The sequence below is a fragment of the Vibrio hyugaensis genome (genome assembly GCF_002906655.1).
GTDB lineage: Bacteria > Pseudomonadota > Gammaproteobacteria > Enterobacterales > Vibrionaceae > Vibrio > Vibrio hyugaensis.
The window spans coordinates 2,773,204-2,789,047 of the sequence record NZ_CP025794.1 but is presented as its reverse complement, the minus strand read 5'-3'; the positions used below and the strand labels follow the sequence as shown (position 1 = coordinate 2,789,047).

The window sequence follows — 15,844 nt, the reverse complement described above, 5'->3', positions numbered from 1 at the left end:
TCCCTTATGCTAAGCTCAGAAGCGGTGAACCAACAGTAACGGCATCACCTTCTTTCACATTCAGCTCTTGCACTACGCCACCACGAGCCGCGCGAACTTCGGTTTCCATCTTCATCGCTTCTAAGATAAGCAGAACATCCCCTTCAGCCACTTCAGCGCCTGGCTGAACATTCACTTTAAAGATGTTACCGGCAAGCGGTGCTGGTACTGCTTCCGCAGAAGTATTTGCTGGAGCTACGGGAGCACTTGGTTGTACTGGAGCCGCTGAAGCATTTGGAGTAACAGACGCCAACTGTCCTTGTGGGCCGACTTCCACTTCGTACACTTGGCCATCCACACGAACGCTATAAGTCTCAACACCACCGGTTGCTACTGGCGCTACCGGAGCTGCTGGTTTCGCTGACTCTAGCGTTGGAGCAGGTTCAAACGCATCTGGGTTGTCACGGTTCTTAAGGAATTTGAGACCAACTTGAGGGAACAAAGCATACGTCAATACGTCATCCAAACGCTCACTTGCCAACTTGATACCATCAGACTGTGCTTTCTCCATCAAATCGACAGTGAGAGTCTCCATTTCAGGTTTCAATAGATCAGCAGGACGACACGTGATCGCCTCTTTTCCATCAAGTACTTTTGCTTGCAGATCTGCGTTCAATGCGGCAGGTGCTGCACCGTATTCGCCTTTTAGTAAGCCTGCGGTTTCTTTCGTGATGCTCTTATAACGTTCACCTGTCAGCACGTTAATAACGGCTTGAGTGCCGACGATCTGAGAGGTTGGTGTTACTAGGGGTATAAAACCAAGATCTTCACGCACGCGTGGGATCTCTTCCAGAACTTCATCAAGACGGTCTGCCGCCCCTTGTTCTTTAAGTTGGCCTTCCATGTTAGTTAACATGCCACCAGGAACCTGAGCAATGAGGATACGAGAATCCACCCCTTTCAATTGCCCTTCCCATTTCGCGTACTTCTTGCGCACTTCACGGAAGTAAGCCGCAATAGGCTCAATTTGGTCCAGTTTTAAGTTGGTATCACGCTCTGTACCTTGCAACATAGCTACCACAGTTTCTGTCGGCGTATGGCCATAAGTACAACTCATTGAAGAGATCGCGGTATCAAGGATATCAATTCCGGCTTCTACGGCCTTCACAGCAGTCGCCGTTGATAACCCCGTCGTTGCATGACAGTGAAGCGCTAGTGGCACATCACAGGATGCTTTGATACGAGTGATCAGCTCTTCTGCTTCATAAGGCTTGAGCAAACCAGACATGTCTTTGATACACAGAGAGTGACAACCGAGGTCTTCTAAGCGTTTTGCTAAATCCACCCACGTCTCTGTGTTATGCACTGGGCTGGTCGTGTAAGACAGCGTACCCTGAGCATGTGCACCAACATCCACAGCAGCCTTAACAGCCGTTTGAAAGTTTCGTACGTCATTCATTGCGTCGAAAATACGGAACACATCCATCCCGTTAACGTGTGCACGCTCAACAAACTTCTCTACTACGTCATCAGCATAATGGCGGTATCCTAAAAGGTTTTGACCACGAAGTAGCATTTGCATCGGCGTGTTTGGCATTGCTTTTTTTAACTCACGTAGACGCTCCCATGGGTCTTCTCCCAGAAATCGAATACAAGAATCAAAAGTTGCGCCGCCCCAGGTCTCTAATGACCAGTAACCAACTTTGTCCAATTCCGCTGCGATAGGCAGCATATCTTCGATACGCATACGCGTAGCAAACAGTGATTGATGGGCGTCACGAAGGACCACATCCGTAATAGCTAGTGGTTTAGACATGCTCTTAAACTCCTTTTTAATCCTATCTTTCGGCTACTTCGCGACAGAGGCGCGATGTTTATGAATCGCCGCCGAAATCGCCGCCACTACTTGTGGACTAACAGCTGAAGAGGTTGATTGAACGTTGGTATTTTTTTGGGGTGCTGCGATCGGCTCAGGTACTTCTTCCGGTACCAATCTCGACAATAGCCGAACGAGATAAACTAGAATGGTGAGGAAAATAAATACGACCGCCATCCCTGTTAGCATTAGGGTGGCCGCATCTACTAGCAGGCTTCCTATATTCGTCATGTTGCTTCCTTTCTTTGTCATCCTGACAATGCGCAGGACTCTAATAGCGTCAAATCCTGACCAATGGATTATCTCGATTGGTTAAATTTTGTCAATTTTGTTTAAGGAAGCTTTTAATTAATCTTTAATATTGATTATTTATTCACTACCCAGATCACAATTCGAGAGAAAATCATCGTTGAACGTAAGATTGTTCAATACATAACCACACTAAATTAAAGTGATTACGAAAACTGCGATTGGGATTTCAAAAAGTGAATCTAGAAGAAGATAAAAAATAAAATAAAAACATAAGCCTATCTATTTTTAACCAAATCAAAACATTTGGTTTACATTTTATTTTTCAAGTAGTAGCACGAAAAACTAAATGAGAAGAACATAACACGGGCAAAGGCTTACCCCTCGGGTTGGTACGCTAGCCACTCTTAAATGAGCTTATGATTATTTAAGCATTCTTTACTGTACACTTATTGCGTGGTTAAACCTCCATTCATTCGCACTATCTTTATTGCATCATGACGGCAATGTACATCGAGTTTCTTGTACAACTTATAAATATGACTTTTCACCGTGCTCTCAGATAAAAACAGCTGTGAAGCGATCTGCTGATTCGATATACCGTAGGCCAGCAGCTCTAGAATTTGTCTTTCACGACTGGTCAATGAGTCATGCTGACAGTCCATCGAAATATTCGAATGACGGTAGTTGTTGATTAACCTTTCCAAGTAGACTCTCGGTAGCCACAATCCTCCTTGAAATATGTATTCCACACTCTCGCTTATGTGGGCCACTGAAGCACTTCGCAGTAAGATCCCTTTGAGCAACTTCCAGCGTAATAATTCGTTATCGACTTGATCACTTGGTACATTGTGAATCATCAACGACCAACCAAACAAGTCAAAATCAGGTAACAAACCTCTGGATTCAAGTCGCCTCATAAAGTCATAGTCAATGAACACAAGATCGATGCTCATGGTATGACTGCGAAATACCGCCTCTTCTGGTAAACACGTTCTGACTTTTACATCAGTTACTGTTGATAATTGCCTCTCTATTAGACTGGTTTGAAGATTATTCTCCGCTAGTAGGAGAAGATGCTTGGTTCCCATAATATCCACCACTGTTTGCTGACACTTCACAACGAACCTCCATGTGCCAGTGTTTTCTCAACATCGAATTGATGTTCGATAAGGTTATCAATAGAAAAAATATAGCAGTTCAGACTGACTTTACGGACGGGTCTTATGCGTAAAATAATCAAAAGGATTGATCCTTCGTCGAGCTAACTTAGTCCTCTTTCCTTCTCGTTGAGTTTAACTGCTTGTTCTTACTACCCCCGCCTCTGCTCAAAGGCTTGAGGACATATTTAATAATCTCAATTTTAGGGTTACTCCTCTGATGAGCAAAAACCTACTTTTTCAACCTTATTAATCAGGTATTTTCATACTTGAAGCACCCCTGTGATAGTTATTCTCAGTAAGCTGATGATTAAAATTGGCTTTTGTATATTGTCCGGTCCGATTGCTGTTATCAGCCCACCTCACTACTGATAGTTTTCTCATTTATAAGAAGCGCCATCAAAAACCCTTACCTATAATTCTCTCGCTTCCGCAATGAAGGAGGCAGCAAGAAGTTTACGTGCAGTCATTTTTAATCAGGAAATATCAGGAAATGGAGTAATCACCATGACTCTTAACAAAACAGGGCTTGCTATCGCAATGTCAGCAATTCTATTTAGTGGTTCAGTTTTAGCGTTCCCTTCTGGGACGGTAAACGAAGTAGATGACGGGAATGGCAATAGCCAATGGTCTGAAAGTGCGAACACCAACAACAGCTCAAATGATGCAACTGCAAACAACAGTTTCAATCATGCTGACAGCTCGAATTCGAGCACCAACAATGCCAATGACAACTCAGACTCGAGCATGTCAACCAAACGCAGTTACAACAACAATAGCGATAACAGCAACAGTAGTGACAATAGTGATAGCAGTAATCACAACGCGAGCACGAACAGCAGTTACAACAACAACAGCGATAATCGAAATCAGGCAGATACCAGAGATCAATCGGATAATCGAGACATGAGTGACAACAGCGATCAAAGCAGTAGTTACGCGAATGACAACTCCGACTCAAGCATGAATACAACTCGTAGTAATAACGACAACAGTGATTCCAGCACCACGACACGTCGTAGCAATAACGACAATAGTAATTCAAGCACCAATGACAGCTACAACGATAACAGTGACAACCGTAGCTATGCAGATAACAACTCCGACAATCGAGATCAAAGCGATAACCGAGACCAAAGCGACAACCGAAGCTTTGCCAATGACAACAGTGACAACAGCACTAAAGATAGCTACAACGACAATAGCGATTCCAGCACAACCAATACAGACAGCTTCAATCAAGTAAATATGGACGTCGACATGGTGGTTGCTGATTCGAAAGTGATGGGTGGCGTTCACTCTGCATCGGTGACTTACACTGCCGACGCTAAAAAGGCAAAAGTGAAAGTTGAAAACGTGAATAACCTTGGTGGCCTTGGTGGTGCAGCGGGTATTACAACAGTGGCACAAAACGCAGGCTCTAACTCACTGATTCAACAATCTGTTGCTACCAATGCCAGTGTGTTTACCGGTGGCGAGTAAAGGAAGCTAGGAGAAAGCGATGCGTTTGGCACTGTGTACCTTGGGTATGATAGTTGCCTTTTCCGCACACGCAGAAGACATAACGTTATCTGATGAAAGTGTCAGTCTAGAAACAATGAATGAAGCACGAGGTGGCCAGAATGTTGAGCTAGACCTTGTTTATGCAGAATCAGATGTAGATGGCATTTCTTCAGATAACGTAGCGACCAATACCGTGAGCGGAAACAACATACTCTCACCAGGAGCGTTCGCAGACAGTTCAGGGATATCGAGCGTGATTCAGAACACTGGTAATAACGTTCTAATCCAGAACTCAACCGTCGTTAACCTGACACTCAAGTAAATATTGATATGAAAGTTTGGCAAAACTTACCTTGGCTGTTGCTGGCTCTGTCAGCTTCAGCCAATTCATTGGAGTTTCTCCCTCATAGGGGACATTTTTCTGTGCCGGTTAAAAGCTACAAAGAAATCGTATTTGGTGATGTATTTCGTCAACAGTATGATTTCAGTTGTGGTTCAGCAGCACTGGCCTCTCTATTGACCTATCACTATCAAACCCCTTCGTCAGAACAAGATATTTTTAAGAGCATGTACGACAAGGGAGATAAAGAGAAGATCAAAGAGAAAGGCTTTTCTCTATTAGACATGAAAGTTTACCTCGATTCCATTGGACTTAACTCAGACGGCTTTCAAGTAGGATTAGAAAAGATTCGCAATGTTGGGGTCCCAGGGATCACGCTCGTCAATTTTGATGGCTACATGCACTTTGTCGTGATCAGAGGAATGAATGCGGATTCAGTGATCTTAGGTGATCCATCTCGAGGTACCATGATCATGAAGTATGAAGAGTTTGAGAAATATTATCAGGGGATCGTCTTACTGATCCGAAATGAAGCTGAGATGGGGCGTTCAGGGTTTATTACCGACGATAAGTTTGCCATTTATCATTCCTCTCCACTGGAAAGTGGCGTGCAAAGAGATTCACTCGGCGTGTTTAGCATTACGCTTCCCGTCGCCGGAGAAAATTAAATGAGGTGTGGTTATGAGACTATCTAAGTTGCTTCTCACATGCAGTATTTTGACTTCGACACTTTCTCTAGCTAATGAAGTTGATCTAACGGGGTTAACCCCACTTCCACCGAATTCGTTGTCCGAACTTCGTGGTGGCTTTCAAGTCACTGACGATTACATCATCAACATCGGATTAAGTATGACCACCACAATAAATGGACAAGATATCCTAAATACCACCATTGCCAATTTAGTTATTGAGAATGGCCACCTTACCAATATTAGCGGCAGCAATAGCTCAGATGGTCTAGGTAACCCTCTCGATCAAGGCATCGTCAACATCATTCAATTTGGCGAAGGCAACTTTATAAGTGATAACCGCGCAAACTCACCAGATGTGACGAACCCGAATCAACCATATATCATTAGCTCAGAATTCATCAATTCCAGCATCATCAACATCATTCAAAACACCACAGATAACAGTGTGATTGGTTTAAGTACACTGGTCGACATCGATGCGCAAGTGAGTGGCGTAATGCAACAAATTCGTGCAAACCAGCAACTAGAAGACGCACTGTTGAATCACCTCCAATAATTGCCAACAAGAAGCGCTTGTACAAAAAAGGGCAGTCATCACAACAACCCTTAAATTCCTCTGTATTCACCTACTACAGATTAAATGGCACACGAATCGTTAATTGAAAATCTGGGGTATCTTCGGTTAATCCAGCTTGCGCACTTACATTGAGCGATGCTCTAGGGCTAAAGGCATAATTAACACCGAACGTCAGTGCATCCAATTGAAGTAACTTCGCGTCATCAGCCGAACTGCCGTTCACTTTACTTTTCAAAATCGTTTTGTGGCTTAATCCTAACGAAAAAGACAAGTCTGGATTGACGGAAAAGCCCATCCCTCCCGCTAACGCAATGGTATCACCAAGATCAACGTCTGCTTTGGTATCTCCAACAGTAACATTCTCTTCCAAGTTATAGATGTAGCTCAGGCTTGCATACAGCACTGCTGGGTCTGTTGGGTAGATCATTGAAATGTTGGGTTCAAAACTCCAAAAACCAGATCCCGTCGGCACATCACTAAAGGAATTACTGCCTTCGTCTATAGAAACATCGTAAGGCGAACGCCCTGTATCGGATTTGACTCTTAAACCACCGACCCAATAAGGTGCACTATCAAAATTAAACTGGTGGCGAATCGCAAGCTCAACATCTCCCATCCCGCCACCATCGATTGTTGTATTGACCACGTCAGCATTCGAACCGTCCTGAATAGGTCGCGTTGCAATCTGGTCGTTTCGATAAACGTAGGGCAACCGAACCTCCAATTCCGTAGCGTTGGTCAAACCATAGCGAGCGGTTAAGCCAACCGTAACTGTAGTTCTATCAGCATCACTGACCTCAATTCGTCCCACGATCAATGTCGGCAACACGGTATAACCAACCACAGAGACTTTATTTGAAGAGTTTTGCGTGTAGCTGAGTGAGGTATCAAATGACCACTGCCCTCGCGGTGTGAGCACTCCTGGGCGGTCTATGACATCACTGACGGTCTGAGCCCGTTGAGGAATGTCATCGCCTTCCGAGCAATTTGCGGTTTGAGCTACACATACCAACCCAAGAGTGCAGCTAATCAGAGTCTTCCCTAACATCGAGTAATCCTTTCTTGTGGCGGTTATAAACGATTAGGTTAGATCTGAGGGTTTAGCAATGAGCTGATGGCAAGAAGTCGCACAATCTTAAAACAGAAACGCAGGAATGACTGAGGGCAGTATCGATAAGAAAGAGGTCAGATCTCAGATACAAAAAAGCCCCGCATAAGCGAGGCTTTTTCTAAAGAGTGGCGCGTCCTGGAGGATTCGAACCTCCGACCGCCTGGTTCGTAGCCAGGTACTCTATCCAGCTGAGCTAAGGACGCACGGTTTTTGATATCGGTATTCACAATATCAGGAGTTCACTAGGAAACCCTAAAGAGTGGCGCGTCCTGGAGGATTCGAACCTCCGACCGCCTGGTTCGTAGCCAGGTACTCTATCCAGCTGAGCTAAGGACGCGCAGTTTTTTATATCGGTATTCACAATATCAGGAGTTCACAAAGGAAACCCTAAAGAGTGGCGCGTCCTGGAGGATTCGAACCTCCGACCGCCTGGTTCGTAGCCAGGTACTCTATCCAGCTGAGCTAAGGACGCGCAGTTTTCGATATCGGTATTCCCAATATCAGGAGTTCACTAGGAAACCCTAAAGAGTGGCGCGTCCTGGAGGATTCGAACCTCCGACCGCCTGGTTCGTAGCCAGGTACTCTATCCAGCTGAGCTAAGGACGCGCAGTTTTCGATATCGGTATTCCCAATATCAGGAGTTCACAAAGGAAACCCTAAAGAGTGGCGCGTCCTGGAGGATTCGAACCTCCGACCGCCTGGTTCGTAGCCAGGTACTCTATCCAGCTGAGCTAAGGACGCGCAGTAATCTTTATTTTACTTTGTATAACCCGTTTATCAAACGAATTATTAAATAGTGGCGCGTCCTGGAGGATTCGAACCTCCGACCGCCTGGTTCGTAGCCAGGTACTCTATCCAGCTGAGCTAAGGACGCGCAATTCTTCTCGCTAGGAAGGTGTGAAGTACATCACACTTCATTTCTTACGAAACAAAAAAAAGGCCAACGGGCCAGTCAATGAATGGCGGTGAAGGAGGGATTCGAACCCTCGATACGGGATAAACCGTATACTCCCTTAGCAGGGGAGCGCCTTCAGCCTCTCGGCCACCTCACCGTTTTCATTGTTATATCTCAAAAGAGATATGGCGCGTCCTGGAGGATTCGAACCTCCGACCGCCTGGTTCGTAGCCAGGTACTCTATCCAGCTGAGCTAAGGACGCACTTTTTTGTTGATAAATCAACGTTGCAAGAATGGCGGTGAAGGAGGGATTCGAACCCTCGATACGGGATAAACCGTATACTCCCTTAGCAGGGGAGCGCCTTCAGCCTCTCGGCCACCTCACCGTCTTGCGGAGGCACATATTACGTTTTACCGAAAATATGTCAAACACTTTCTTTGAAAAAAAACGCAAAAATCGCTTAACCGATGCGGATTTAATCAAAGTGATTATTAAACAAACTTTATCACTCTATTATGATGAAAAAAAGAGAATCTTCTCTTAAAAAATGACATTTATCTAAAACTAAAAAGGCCAGCCCAATGGCTAGCCTTTTTCATTCAAACTAAGCTCTATAAACAGGAGCAGCTTAGTAGTTACCAGAAGCAACGTTACCATTGCCTTTTTCAGCTTGAATGCGCATGTAGATTTCTTCACGGTGAACTGAAACCTCTTTCGGAGCGTTAACGCCGATACGTACTTGGTTACCTTTAACACCTAGTACAGTTACAGTCACTTCATCACCAATCATCAGTGTTTCGCCTACGCGGCGAGTCAAAATTAGCATTCTTTGCTCCTTGAGTAATCTCTAAATTTTCTTGCTACAAAGCTATTATCCAACAAAAGTTATATTTTCGTAAACTACCTTGTTACGGAAAATTAGCCTAAAAAGGCATGTTTTTGCTGAATGCTTAATGCTTCACTCGATCTAATGTAAGCATCATGGAGAATATTTGCTGCTGTATCCACGCACTCTGGTAGTAAGACTAGCATCATAGTGAGTGCATCCGTTGAACAGAAATTAATTGCAATATCTTGCTGTGCCAACAAATCGCATGCGTGCTCAACCATTCCATTGGCCTCAAGCCCCACTGCGGTCAACAGGCTTACTACTTCACTATTACGGATTTTATCGCTGAACACCAGATCCAACTTGGCACATGCATCTTGTTTTATCATGATACCTGTTCGTTCTGTTTCCTCGATCACATTCCAAATGTCGATGCCTAACATCTGACATTGCTTTGCAACACTAGACAGGTGGTCACTGTCCACTTCAATTATGGCAAGGTCACGTTGAATCGCTATACCGGAAACGGCTTGCTTGCCCGCCTCCCCTTTCACCAAACTGCCTTCATTAATATCAAAGGTCGAAAGCACACGTAGTGGCACATTATTCTTCCATGCGTATTGCACAGAAGGTAGATGCAATACCTTCGCTCCTCGGCTCGCCATCGCTTCCATAGAAGGAAAATCGATAACGTCCAATTTCTGAGCGTTTTTCACTACACGAGGGTCACAAGTATATATACCATCAACGTCGGTAAAGATTTGGCACTCATCAGCGCTTAACGCGCCTGCAAGTGTCACTGCGCTCGTATCAGAGCCACCTCGACCTAATGTGGTGATATCCCCATTTTCATTCACACCTTGGAAACCTGCCACGATAACGATTTGATCTTGTTCAAGTAAGTCAAAAATCGTAGAAGTATCAATGTGCTTAATCGTTGCGTCATTGTGTTGATTGTCCGTCACAATGTTCGCTTGTGCTCCGGTAAGTGAGCGAGCAGCATAACCCAATTTATTGAGGGTCATTGCCAGTAGTGCCATCGACACTTGCTCACCAGCAGAGAGCAAAACATCAAGTTCTCGAGCTGTTGGAACGCTATCTATTTGGTTAGCTAGATCCATCAATCGATTTGTTTCGCCTGACATTGCAGACACAACAACGACAACTTGATTACCATCATCCTTCGCCTTAATGATGTGTTCAGCGACTTGGTGGATTCTCTCAATTGAACCCACAGAAGTTCCGCCAAACTTTTGCACGATAAGGGGCTTTTTCACCAGTCTTCACCTTCCCAAGACCAAAGTCTCATTAGGACCACTTCATATTCTATTGATTGCAAAATTATATAAGCGGTAGTTACAACAAAAACCAAGTGACGTAAATGACCTGGTTAAAATACGGTCAATTAAACCACTTGGTTACTATAAAAAAATTACGCTCAATCAAATAACTTTGATTGAGCGTAAAGGATGTTAAAAGCTTATAAGCGCTCTTCTAGCCATGGCTGTACTGATTGAATCGCTTCTGGTAGTGCAGACACATCTGTACCACCAGCTTGCGCCATATCAGGACGACCACCGCCTTTACCGCCAACTTGCTCAGCAACCATCTTAACTAAGTCGCCCGCTTTCACTTTGCCGATAAGGTCTTTGGTTACGCCTGCAATCAGACCGATCTTGTCATCGTTCACGTTAGCAAGAAGAATAATACCGCTACCTACTTGGTTTTTGATGTCATCAACCATAGTACGTAGGTTCTTGTTATCTGCGCCTTCTAGAGCAGCAATCAGTACTTTAGTGCCGTTGATATCCTGAACTTTACCCATGATGTTTGCGCTTTCTGCAGCAGCCATCTTGTCTTTCAGTTTCTGGATTTCTTTCTCTAGAGATTTCGCTTTCTGTGCTGATTCAGCCAGTTTCTCTTCGTACTTAGCCGCTTGAGCTTCGATTGCGTCTAGCGCACCTTCACCCGTTACCGCTTCAATACGACGGATACCCGCTGCGATACCACCTTCAGATGTGATCTTGAATAGACCAATATCACCTGTGTTTGAAGCGTGGATACCACCACAAAGCTCAGTAGAGAAATCGCCCATAGACAGTACGCGAACTTCATCATCGTACTTCTCGCCGAACAACGCCATTGCGCCTTTCTTCTTAGCAGACTCGATATCCATCACGTTGGTTTCAATCGTGTGGTTGCGACGAATTTGAGCATTTACTAGACGCTCAACTTCTTTTAGCTCAGCTGCCGTTACCGCTTCTAAGTGTGAGAAGTCGAAACGTAGGCTATCCGCTTTTACTAGAGAGCCTTTCTGCGTTACGTGCTCACCAAGTAATTGGCGAAGTGCAGCATGCAGCAAGTGCGTTGCTGAGTGGTTTAGAGAGATTGCAGCGCGACGCTCTGCGTCAACGATAGTGGCAACTTCATCACCTTTCGCTAGAACGCCTTCAGCTATTACACCGTGGTGTGCAATCGCGTTACCTAGTTTTTGAGTGTCTTGCACGCGGAACACGCCAGACTCAGTGCGGATCTCACCAGCGTCACCACATTGACCGCCTGACTCTGCGTAGAATGGTGTTTCACCAAGTACGATGATGGCTTTGTCGCCTGCAGAAAGTGATTCTACTTCGTTACCTTCAACGAACATCGCTGCTACTGAGCTAGAACCCTTAGTACCGGTGTAACCACAGAATTCTGTTTGCGTATCAACTTTGATTGCAGCGTTGTAGTCAGTACCGAAGTTACCTGCTTCACGTGCACGTTGACGCTGCTCTTCCATCGCTTTCTCGAAACCTTCTTCGTCGATAGCGAACTCACGCTCGCGTGCAACGTCGTTAGTTAAGTCAGCTGGGAAGCCGTAAGTATCGTAAAGTTTAAATACGGTTTCGCCGTCTAGAACTTTACCGTCCGTTCTTTGCGAAGAAATGTTATCTAGTGCTTCGTTTAGAATCGCCATACCGCGCTCAAGTGTACGACCGAAGTTTTCTTCTTCGATACGCAGTACTTTTTCAACCACAGCTTGTTGACGCTTCAGCTCTTCACCAGCCGTACCCATGATTTCCGCTAGTACACCAACCAGTTTGTGGAAGAATGCACCTTGTGCGCCCAGCTTGTTACCGTGACGAACTGCACGACGGATGATTCGACGTAGAACGTAACCACGACCTTCGTTTGAAGGCATAACGCCATCAACGATCAGGAATGAACATGAACGGATGTGGTCAGCAATAACGCGTAGCGATTGGTTTGATAGATCTTCGTAACCAATCACCTCAGCTGCAGCTTTGATAAGAGCTTGGAATACATCGATTTCGTAGTTTGAGTGAACGCCTTGCATGATTGCAGAGATACGCTCGATACCCATACCAGTATCTACCGATGGTTTTGGTAGCGGCTCCATCGTGCCGTCTGCGTGACGGTTGAACTGCATGAATACGTTGTTCCAGATCTCGATGAAACGGTCACCATCTTCTTCAGGTGTGCCAGGACGGCCACCCCAGATGTGCTCACCGTGATCGTAGAAGATTTCAGTACATGGACCACAAGGACCAGTGTCCCCCATTTGCCAGAAGTTATCTGACTCGTATGGCTTACCACCTTTCTTGTCGCCGATGCGAATAATGCGGTCTGCTGGAACGCCTACTTTTTGGTTCCAGATATCGAATGCTTCATCGTCTGTTTCGTAAACTGTTACGAGTAGACGGTCTGCTGGAAGCTTAAGAGTTACTGTTAGGAATTCCCAAGCGAACGCGATAGCGTCTTCTTTGAAGTAATCGCCAAAGCTGAAGTTACCTAGCATTTCAAAGAATGTGTGGTGACGAGCAGTGAAGCCAACGTTTTCCAGGTCGTTGTGTTTACCACCAGCACGTACACAACGTTGAGCCGTAGTCGCTCGAGTGTAGGCTCGTTTTTCTAAGCCTAAGAAACAATCTTTAAATTGGTTCATACCCGCGTTTGTGAACAGCAGGGTTGGGTCGTTATGTGGAACTAACGATGAACTTTCTACGATTTGGTGTCCTTTGCTCTCAAAGAACTTGAGGAACGCGTTACGAACCTCATCAGTGCTCATGTACATGCAGCTCTTCCTGAAAATAGTCGAGTTAGAATTTTGCCGTATTGTAGATCATGCAATCAGCTACGACTAGTTTTCTTGCGGAAAAGAGGCATTAGAGGAAAAAATTTGAAGCAAAACAAAAATCAGTGTGAGCAACTGACCGCTAATCTTCGTCATCAAAGCTCAGCGCATAGCTGATTTGGTCAAAACTATAACCACGATATTGCATAAATCGCACCTGTTTAGCGTATTCTTTCTGGTCTTTGGCTTTCATTCCTTTGAATTTCTTCTCAGCCGCCGTTCTTGCCAGTTCAAACCAGTCCTGTGGTTCCTCTTCCATCGCTGTTTCAATGATGGATTCAGCCACGCGTTTTTGATTCAACTCCTGTCGAATTCTCCTTTCACCATGCCCTTTATAAACGTGTTGGCGAATCTGACTTTTGGCATAACGTAAGTCATCCAAATAGTTGTGGTCGAGACAAAAATTGATTGCCGCTTCGATATCAGCCTCTTCATAACCTTTTTGGGCAAGCTTTTGATAGAGCTCGTATTGTCCATGATCACGACGGCTTAGTAGCTGAATCGCCGCTTCTTTGCTCGACAACGTCGGAGCTTGACGCTTTTGGTACATGATGATCCTAAAACTATTTTTGCTGTACAGACTCTAAAACAATCGTAGTAAATAACTGCCCTTTATTTTTTACGGTTTTGATTTCAGCAGATACAACAAAGCCCCGCATCGCAGGGCTTTGTTAGATATTAATTGAGGAAAAGATTAAAACTCTTCTTCTTGCTCTGATTTTTCACCGGCTTCTGGCGCTTCAGGTAAAGCAGGAGAAAGTAGCATTTCACGTAGCTTAGCATCGATAGTCTTTGCCACTTCGGAGTGCTCACGTAGGTAGTTACAAGCGTTCGCTTTACCTTGACCGATCTTATCGCCTTGGTAGCTGTACCATGCACCCGCTTTTTCTACTAGCTTGTGCTTAACGCCTAGGTCAACTAATTCACCTTCACGGTTGAAGCCTTGGCCATACATGATTTGCGTATTCGCTTCTTTAAACGGTGCAGCAATCTTGTTTTTAACCACTTTGATGCGCGTTTCGTTACCCACAACTTCATCGCCTTCTTTGATTGCGCCAGTACGGCGGATATCTAGACGAACAGAAGCGTAGAATTTAAGAGCGTTACCACCAGTAGTGGTTTCAGGGTTACCGAACATCACACCAATCTTCATACGAATTTGGTTGATGAAGATACACATACAGTTAGACTGCTTTAGGTTACCTGTAAGCTTACGCATTGCTTGAGAAAGCATACGAGCTTGAAGACCCATGTGGCTGTCGCCCATTTCGCCTTCAATTTCAGCTTTTGGAGTAAGTGCCGCAACAGAGTCGACAACCATGACGTCGATAGCACCAGAACGTGCAAGTGCGTCACAGATCTCAAGAGCTTGCTCACCCGTATCAGGCTGAGAAACAAGTAGAGCATCAATATCAACACCTAGCTTCTTCGCGTATACAGGATCTAGCGCGTGCTCCGCATCGATAAATGCACAAGTTTTGCCTTCACGTTGCGCTGCTGCAATAAGCTCAAGAGTTAGCGTTGTTTTACCTGAAGATTCTGGACCGTAAACTTCTACGATACGACCCATTGGCAGACCACCAGCACCCAAAGCGATATCAAGAGAAAGAGAACCCGTTGAGATGGTTTCTACGTCCATTGCGCGGTTATCACCAAGGCGCATGATAGAGCCTTTACCGAATTGCTTTTCAATTTGACCTAGCGCAGCGGCGAGCGCTTTCTGTTTGTTCTCGTCCATTACTTTCTCCGATTTATTCATCTTCTTTGGGCGATGAATCATAATTCATTTTTCTTGAGCAGAAGAACTGCTCATCAATGAAAGTTATTATACTGTTGATTCATACAGTGTCTATACCTGTATGAAAAAAATTTGGCAGACCTAAACCTACTATTTGCTCCAGCCCTTATCAAAACTGGGCTACGACAATTAAAGAAATTCTAGATCAAATACTGATGCAGTTGAGTCAGTGCATGCTCAATCGCTTTTTTGCGAACTTGTGCACGGTCACCAGTAAAATGCATGGTTTCCACTTGCTGCCAATTCTGATTATCTGCAAAGGCAAAACAAACCGTCCCAACAGGCTTTTCTTCGCTTCCACCGCTAGGGCCTGCTATGCCACTTATCGAGACTCCAATAGTTGCATTCGAATGATTTAGGGCGCCCTGCACCATTTCAATCACAACTGGCTCACTCACAGCACCGTGCGCTTCTAATGTTGAAGCCTGTACGCCAAGCATTTCCATTTTAGCTTCATTACTGTAAGTCACAAATGCGCGGTCTAGCCAAGCAGAGCTACCTGCAATATCAGTGATTGCTGTTGCAACCCCACCTCCAGTGCAAGATTCTGCCGTCGTTAAAACATGCCCATGCTTAGCCAATAATGCCCCTAAATCGGCACTCAATTTTGTTGCTCTTTCCATAGCCAAAAATGCCCTTTGTCTCTTTTTACTTGATAGGGATTCACGTATCCTAAGCCGCTACGGAAATAAACA

At 44.9% G+C, this 15,844-nt stretch carries 14 protein-coding genes and 9 tRNA genes; 4 read left to right on the top strand and 19 right to left on the bottom strand.

Annotated elements, in window-relative coordinates; all coding sequences use genetic code 11:
- Positions 1–4: 4 nt before the first annotated feature.
- From oadA to C1S74_RS13855, 3 genes are all read right to left on the bottom strand, one after another.
- A complete protein-coding gene (gene oadA, locus C1S74_RS13865; RefSeq protein WP_045403755.1) occupies positions 5–1,795 on the bottom strand; it encodes a sodium-extruding oxaloacetate decarboxylase subunit alpha in 1,791 nt (596 codons plus the stop codon).
- Between the two features lie 33 nt (positions 1,796–1,828).
- Complete coding sequence (locus C1S74_RS13860) at positions 1,829–2,086, bottom strand: oxaloacetate decarboxylase subunit gamma (protein ID WP_045403753.1); 258 nt, start codon at positions 2,084–2,086, stop codon at positions 1,829–1,831.
- A 467-nt stretch (positions 2,087–2,553) separates the two neighbouring features.
- Positions 2,554–3,195: a helix-turn-helix transcriptional regulator gene (locus C1S74_RS13855; RefSeq protein WP_045404060.1), complete on the bottom strand. Its 642-nt coding sequence runs from the start codon at positions 3,193–3,195 to the stop codon at positions 2,554–2,556.
- Between the two features lie 576 nt (positions 3,196–3,771).
- On the opposite strand from C1S74_RS13855, the gene C1S74_RS13850 reads away from it, so the two are divergent.
- The 4 genes from C1S74_RS13850 to C1S74_RS13835 are packed head-to-tail and all read left to right on the top strand — an operon-like array spanning position 3,772 to position 6,355.
- The gene (locus C1S74_RS13850) at positions 3,772–4,746 is read left to right on the top strand and encodes a hypothetical protein (RefSeq protein ID WP_045403752.1); all 975 of its coding nucleotides are present in this window, start codon (positions 3,772–3,774) and stop codon (positions 4,744–4,746) included.
- Positions 4,747–4,765: 19 nt separating this feature from the next.
- Positions 4,766–5,089 carry a hypothetical protein gene (locus C1S74_RS13845; RefSeq protein ID WP_038870446.1) on the top strand — a complete coding sequence of 108 codons (324 nt, stop codon included), beginning with the start codon at positions 4,766–4,768 and terminating at the stop codon, positions 5,087–5,089.
- Positions 5,090–5,097: 8 nt separating this feature from the next.
- Positions 5,098–5,775, top strand: coding sequence for a C39 family peptidase (locus C1S74_RS13840; protein ID WP_045403750.1), 678 nt, complete (start codon positions 5,098–5,100; stop codon positions 5,773–5,775).
- A 13-nt stretch (positions 5,776–5,788) separates the two neighbouring features.
- The gene (locus C1S74_RS13835) at positions 5,789–6,355 is read left to right on the top strand and encodes a hypothetical protein (protein WP_045403748.1); all 567 of its coding nucleotides are present in this window, start codon (positions 5,789–5,791) and stop codon (positions 6,353–6,355) included.
- Positions 6,356–6,428: 73 nt separating this feature from the next.
- Here C1S74_RS13835 and C1S74_RS13830 read toward each other — a convergent pair whose 3' ends face one another.
- The 16 genes from C1S74_RS13830 to pncC form a co-directional block, all read right to left on the bottom strand.
- On the bottom strand, positions 6,429–7,424 hold the full coding sequence (locus C1S74_RS13830) for a transporter (protein ID WP_045403746.1): 996 nt from the start codon (positions 7,422–7,424) through the stop codon (positions 6,429–6,431).
- Positions 7,425–7,613: 189 nt separating this feature from the next.
- Positions 7,614–7,690, bottom strand: a tRNA-Arg gene (locus C1S74_RS13825).
- Positions 7,691–7,747: 57 nt separating this feature from the next.
- Positions 7,748–7,824: transfer RNA gene (locus C1S74_RS13820), tRNA-Arg, on the bottom strand.
- Positions 7,825–7,882: 58 nt separating this feature from the next.
- A tRNA-Arg gene (locus C1S74_RS13815) sits at positions 7,883–7,959 on the bottom strand.
- Between the two features lie 57 nt (positions 7,960–8,016).
- Positions 8,017–8,093 (bottom strand) — tRNA-Arg (locus C1S74_RS13810).
- A 58-nt stretch (positions 8,094–8,151) separates the two neighbouring features.
- A tRNA-Arg gene (locus C1S74_RS13805) sits at positions 8,152–8,228 on the bottom strand.
- Between the two features lie 56 nt (positions 8,229–8,284).
- Positions 8,285–8,361: transfer RNA gene (locus C1S74_RS13800), tRNA-Arg, on the bottom strand.
- 86 nt (positions 8,362–8,447) lie between these two features.
- Positions 8,448–8,539 (bottom strand) — tRNA-Ser (locus tag C1S74_RS13795).
- Positions 8,540–8,568: 29 nt separating this feature from the next.
- Positions 8,569–8,645 (bottom strand) — tRNA-Arg (locus C1S74_RS13790).
- A 32-nt stretch (positions 8,646–8,677) separates the two neighbouring features.
- Positions 8,678–8,769, bottom strand: a tRNA-Ser gene (locus C1S74_RS13785).
- A 243-nt stretch (positions 8,770–9,012) separates the two neighbouring features.
- On the bottom strand, positions 9,013–9,210 hold the full coding sequence (gene csrA / locus C1S74_RS13780; RefSeq protein WP_004415691.1) for a carbon storage regulator CsrA: 198 nt from the start codon (positions 9,208–9,210) through the stop codon (positions 9,013–9,015).
- A 92-nt stretch (positions 9,211–9,302) separates the two neighbouring features.
- Positions 9,303–10,490: an aspartate kinase gene (locus C1S74_RS13775; RefSeq protein ID WP_045397780.1), complete on the bottom strand. Its 1,188-nt coding sequence runs from the start codon at positions 10,488–10,490 to the stop codon at positions 9,303–9,305.
- Between the two features lie 203 nt (positions 10,491–10,693).
- Complete coding sequence (gene alaS, locus C1S74_RS13770) at positions 10,694–13,291, bottom strand: alanine--tRNA ligase (protein WP_045397777.1); 2,598 nt, start codon at positions 13,289–13,291, stop codon at positions 10,694–10,696.
- Positions 13,292–13,433: 142 nt separating this feature from the next.
- Positions 13,434–13,901, bottom strand: coding sequence for a recombination regulator RecX (recX, locus tag C1S74_RS13765; RefSeq protein ID WP_045397775.1), 468 nt, complete (start codon positions 13,899–13,901; stop codon positions 13,434–13,436).
- 144 nt (positions 13,902–14,045) lie between these two features.
- Positions 14,046–15,089, bottom strand: coding sequence for a recombinase RecA (recA, locus tag C1S74_RS13760; protein ID WP_042602365.1), 1,044 nt, complete (start codon positions 15,087–15,089; stop codon positions 14,046–14,048).
- A 200-nt stretch (positions 15,090–15,289) separates the two neighbouring features.
- Positions 15,290–15,772: a nicotinamide-nucleotide amidase gene (pncC, locus tag C1S74_RS13755; protein ID WP_045397772.1), complete on the bottom strand. Its 483-nt coding sequence runs from the start codon at positions 15,770–15,772 to the stop codon at positions 15,290–15,292.
- Positions 15,773–15,844 lie beyond the last annotated feature (72 nt).

Excerpts from the sequence above, each read along its gene's own strand:
- oadA (WP_045403755.1), bottom strand. The coding sequence starts at position 1,795 with ATGTCTAAACCACTAGCTATTACGGATGTGGTCCTTCGTGACGCCCAT.
- C1S74_RS13860 (WP_045403753.1), bottom strand. The coding sequence starts at position 2,086 with ATGACGAATATAGGAAGCCTGCTAGTAGATGCGGCCACCCTAATGCTA.
- C1S74_RS13855 (WP_045404060.1), bottom strand. The coding sequence starts at position 3,195 with ATGGGAACCAAGCATCTTCTCCTACTAGCGGAGAATAATCTTCAAACC.
- C1S74_RS13850 (WP_045403752.1), top strand. The coding sequence starts at position 3,772 with ATGACTCTTAACAAAACAGGGCTTGCTATCGCAATGTCAGCAATTCTA.
- C1S74_RS13845 (WP_038870446.1), top strand. The coding sequence starts at position 4,766 with ATGCGTTTGGCACTGTGTACCTTGGGTATGATAGTTGCCTTTTCCGCA.
- C1S74_RS13840 (WP_045403750.1), top strand. The coding sequence starts at position 5,098 with ATGAAAGTTTGGCAAAACTTACCTTGGCTGTTGCTGGCTCTGTCAGCT.
- C1S74_RS13835 (WP_045403748.1), top strand. The coding sequence starts at position 5,789 with ATGAGACTATCTAAGTTGCTTCTCACATGCAGTATTTTGACTTCGACA.
- C1S74_RS13830 (WP_045403746.1), bottom strand. The coding sequence starts at position 7,424 with ATGTTAGGGAAGACTCTGATTAGCTGCACTCTTGGGTTGGTATGTGTA.
- csrA (WP_004415691.1), bottom strand. The coding sequence starts at position 9,210 with ATGCTAATTTTGACTCGCCGCGTAGGCGAAACACTGATGATTGGTGAT.
- alaS (WP_045397777.1), bottom strand. The coding sequence starts at position 13,291 with ATGTACATGAGCACTGATGAGGTTCGTAACGCGTTCCTCAAGTTCTTT.
- recX (WP_045397775.1), bottom strand. The coding sequence starts at position 13,901 with ATGTACCAAAAGCGTCAAGCTCCGACGTTGTCGAGCAAAGAAGCGGCG.
- recA (WP_042602365.1), bottom strand. The coding sequence starts at position 15,089 with ATGGACGAGAACAAACAGAAAGCGCTCGCCGCTGCGCTAGGTCAAATT.
- pncC (WP_045397772.1), bottom strand. The coding sequence starts at position 15,772 with ATGGAAAGAGCAACAAAATTGAGTGCCGATTTAGGGGCATTATTGGCT.